Source organism: Aeromicrobium sp. PFPM2_SD2 (genome assembly GCF_057364525.1).
Genome location: NZ_JBNFNZ010000222.1, coordinates 1 through 3992 on the forward strand (window position 1 = coordinate 1; position 3992 = coordinate 3992).

At 72.4% G+C, this 3992-nt stretch carries 3 protein-coding genes and 1 pseudogene; 1 reads left to right on the forward strand and 3 read right to left on the reverse strand.

Going from position 1 to position 3992, the window contains the following annotated elements:
- Window positions 1–1078: glutathione S-transferase family protein (locus AC2W7G_RS10715; RefSeq protein WP_485868417.1), on the reverse strand; the 1078-nt coding region annotated here is incomplete at its 3' end.
- A gap of 156 nt (window positions 1079–1234) precedes the next feature.
- Between AC2W7G_RS10715 and leuA the strand changes: the two are divergent.
- Window positions 1235–2967: pseudogene (leuA, locus tag AC2W7G_RS10720) on the forward strand (2-isopropylmalate synthase).
- Window positions 2968–3077: 110 nt separating this feature from the next.
- On the opposite strand, the gene AC2W7G_RS10725 reads toward leuA, so the two are convergent.
- Together AC2W7G_RS10725 and AC2W7G_RS10730 are read right to left on the reverse strand one after the other, a co-directional pair.
- Window positions 3078–3404, reverse strand: a complete 327-nt coding sequence (locus AC2W7G_RS10725) for a hypothetical protein (protein WP_485868418.1) — start codon at window positions 3402–3404, stop codon at window positions 3078–3080.
- Window positions 3365–3992 (reverse strand): ROK family protein (locus AC2W7G_RS10730; RefSeq protein WP_485868419.1); only part of this gene is annotated, 628 nt, incomplete at its 5' end. The genes AC2W7G_RS10730 and AC2W7G_RS10725, both read right to left, overlap by 40 nt.

Below are 3992 nucleotides of genomic sequence, written 5' to 3' on the forward strand. Positions count from 1 at the left end.
CGCGGCCGGCTCCGGGCCCGGCCGCGCGGCTAGCGTCCGCGCGCGGCGCCGGCGGGGTGCCGTCGCCGAACGGCGAGCCGCCGAGCTCCTCGCGCCCGTGGGGCGTCAGCCAGACGAGCGGGTCCGGGCCCTTCGGCACGACCTGCGTCGGGTTGATGTCGGTCTGCACGACGTAGTAGTGCTGCTTGATCTGCTCGAAGTCGGTCTCGTCGCCGAAGCCCGGGGTCTGGAACAGGTCGCGGGCGTAGGCCCACAGCACCGGCATCTCGGTGAGCTTCTGGCGGTTGCACTTGAAGTGGCCGTGGTAGACCGCGTCGAACCGGGCCAGCGTCGTGAACAGCCGCACGTCGGCCTCGGTGACGTGGTCGCCCATGAGGTAGCGCCGGGTCGAGAGCCGCTCCTCGAGCCAGTCCAGCGCCGTCCACAGCCGGTCGTACGCCTCATCGTAGGCCTCCTGGGAGCCGGCGAAGCCGCAGCGGTAGACGCCGTTGTTGACCTCGGTGAAGACGCGCTTCATGACGTCCTCCATCTCGTCGCGCGTGGCCTCGGGCCACAGGTCGGGCGCGCCGGGACGGTGGTGCTCGGTCCACTCGAAGAAGAAGTCGTGGGTGATCCACGGGAAGTCGTTGGTGACGACCTGGCCGGACGCGACCTCGACGAGGGCCGGCACGGTGATGCCCTTGGGGTAGTCGGGATAGCGGGCCAGGTAGGCGTCCTGCAGCCGCTCGATGCCGAGCACCGGGTCGACGCCGCCGGGGTCGAGGTCGAAGGTCCAGCTGCGCTTGTCGTGGGTCGGACCGGGGGTGCCGAGGCTGATCGCGTCCTCCAGGCCGAGCAGGCGGCGCACGATGATCGACCGGTTCGCCCACGGGCACGCGTACGCGGCGACGAGGCGGTAACGGCCGGCCTCGACCGGCCAGCGCGGGGCGTCGTCGGGGGAGGGGTGGCCGGTGCCGGCGCGGCCGTCGACCGGCTCGCCGCCGTCCTTGGTCACGCGGTCGGGGATGTAGCTCATGTCGCGGTCGAACTGGGCCCCGGGCTTCACGTAGGAGCCGGACGTCGAGAGGTCGTCGGTCATGCTGCTAGCCTAGGTGGCGATGCGTTACGCGAACCTCCTCCTTCGCTGCCGCGCCGAGGCCCTCTAGGTCGGACTCCTCGGACGCGGGTTCTCGTCATGGCCGGCCGCCTGCCACCTCCGGGTGGCGCCCCCTGACACCCAGCACGAGGAGTCCCCATGAAGAACAACGCCGTCTCGCCCCAGCAGCCCTCGCCGATGCCGTTCGGCCGCTACCGCGCCTTCCCCCCGATCGACCTGCCCGACCGCACGTGGCCCAGCCGGCGGATCACGCAGGCCCCGCGCTGGCTCTCCACCGACCTGCGCGACGGCAACCAGGCGCTGATCGACCCGATGACCCCGGCCCGCAAGCGCCGCATGTTCGACCTGCTGGTGCGCATGGGCTACCAGGAGATCGAGGTCGGCTTCCCGTCGGCGTCCGAGACGGACTTCGCGTTCGTGCGCTCGCTGATCGAGGAGGACGCGGTCCCCGACAACGTCACCATCTCGGTGCTGACCCAGGCCCGCGAGGACCTGATCGAGCGCACCACCCAGTCGCTGGCCGCGCGCGCCGGGCCAACATCCACCTCTACAACGCGGTCGCGCCGCTGTTCCGCCGCGTCGTGTTCAACGCCTCGCGCGACGAGGTGAAGGCCATCGCCACGCACGGCACCGAGCTGGTGATGAAGCACGCCGAGCTGAACATGGCCGGCACCGAGTTCGGCTACCAGTACAGCCCTGAGATCTTCTCCAGCGCCGAGCTGGACTTCTCGCTGGAGGTCTGTGAGGCGGTCATGGACGTCTGGCAGCCCGAGGCCGGCCGCGAGATCATCCTCAACCTGCCCGCCACGGTCGAGTCCGCGACGCCCAACGTCTACGCCGACCAGATCGAGTGGTTCAGCCGGAACGTCTCGCGCCGCGAGAGCGTCTGCATCTCGGTGCACCCGCACAACGACCGGGGCACCGCCGTCGCCGCGACGGAGCTGGCGGTCATGGCCGGCGCCGACCGCGTCGAGGGCTGCCTGTTCGGTCACGGCGAGCGCACCGGCAACGTCGACCTGGTGACGCTGGGCATGAACCTGTTCAGCCAGGGCATCGACCCGCAGGTCGACTTCAGCGACATCGACGAGGTGCGCCGCACCGTCGAGTACTGCACCAACCTGCCCGTGCACCCGCGCCACCCGTACGCCGGCGACCTGGTCTACACCGCGTTCTCGGGCTCGCACCAGGACGCGATCAAGAAGGGCCTGGAGGACCTGGAGCGCCGCGCGGCCGAGCAGGGGATCGACGTCTCCGAGATCGACTGGGAGGCCCCGTACCTGCCGATCGACCCGCACGACGTCGGACGCACCTACGAGGCGGTCATCCGGGTCAACAGCCAGTCGGGCAAGGGCGGCGTCGCCTACATCCTCAAGGCCGAGCACCAGCTGGACCTGCCGCGCCGCCTGCAGATCGAGTTCAGCCGCGCCATCCAGACGATGAGCGAGGGCGAGGCCGGCGAGATCGACGCGAGCGAGATCTGGGGCGCGTTCCAGCGCGAGTACCTCGAGCGCGAGGAGCCGTACTCGCTGCGCAGCTTCAGCTCGGTGACGCACGAGGACGGCCACGACGAGCAGGTCGTCGACCTGGTCGTCCGCGGCGAGGAGCGCTCGTTCAAGGGCGAGGGCAACGGCCCGGTGGCCGCGTTCGTCGACGGCATGCGCCAGGCCGGCGCCGAGATCCGCGTCCTGGACTACAGCGAGCACGCGCTCTCGGCCGGCGGCGACGCCCTGGCCGCCGCCTACGTCGAGTGCGAGATCGCCGGCGAGGTCGTGTGGGGCGTGGGCATCCACGCCAACATCGTCACCGCGTCGCTGCGGGCCGTCGTGTGCGCGGCCAACCGCGCCGTCGCAGAGACCATCCCCGCCCACTGACCGCACCCTCTCGCTGAGCGTGAGTTGTGTACGCCCGCCCCGGCGTGTCGCGTGCACAACGTCACGCCGAGCGCGGGCGGGAGCGGCGTCGGCGGGTGAGGAGCGGGGGGTCAGGCGCGGACGGCGTCGAGCCGCTCGAGGTCGAGCGCCGCGCCCATGGGGACGTCGCCGAGGGCGTCGTCGTCGACCCCGAGGTCGCGGTAGCAGCCGCGCAGCGCGGCCACGACCGCGCCGCACGCGCCGGAGTACGAGCCGAGCGCGGCCGAGGCCAGCCGGGGCGACCAGTGGACGTGGTGGGCCACCGCGTCCTCGTAGGCGCTCAGGTGCGGCTCGAGCGAGGGCGCCAGGCGTCCGCCGAGCACGAGGACGTCCGGCTCGGCGGCGACGGTGACGGCGGTCAGGGCGATGACCAGCGCGCTGTCGAACTGGGCTCGCATCGCCGACACGGTGGGCGCGGTGGACGTGAACAGGTCGGCCGGCGAGCCCAGCTCCAGCCCGGCCTCGGCCGCGCGGCGCATGATGCCCGGCCCGTGACCATGTGCTCGAGCCGAGTGCCGAGCGGGCCGACCGGCAGCTGGCCGAACTCGCCGACGACGCCGTGGGGGCCCTGCACCAGCACGCCCTGACGGGCCAGTGCGCCGCCCAGCCCGGTGCCGAAGGTCAGGATGGCGGCGGCGGACGCGCCGCGGGCGGCGCCGAAGCTCTGCTCGCCGAGCAGCGCGAGGTCGGCGTCGTTGAGGACATGCAGGGCGACGCCGAGCCGCTCGCTAAGGACCGGCACGAACGCGGGGTCCTCGACCTGCGGGAGGTTGTTGGCGTTGGTGACGACCGGCCCCTCGGACTGCACGGCGCCGGGCAGGCCGAGCGCGACGGCCAGCAGGGGAGCGGAGCGTCCGGCGATCTCGTGCACGAGCCCGGCCAGCCAGTCGGCCAGGGCCCGGGCGTCCAGGTCGGTGGCGGTGTCGAGCTCGCGGACCGCGAGCGGGGTGGCCACGAGGTCGGTGGCGAGCAGCCGGGTGCTCGTC

What these genes read in the sequence shown, in the direction of transcription:
- AC2W7G_RS10725 (WP_485868418.1), bottom strand. Translation starts at nt 3,404, where the DNA reads ATGCGAGCCCAGTTCGACAGCGCGCTGGTCATCGCCCTGACCGCCGTC.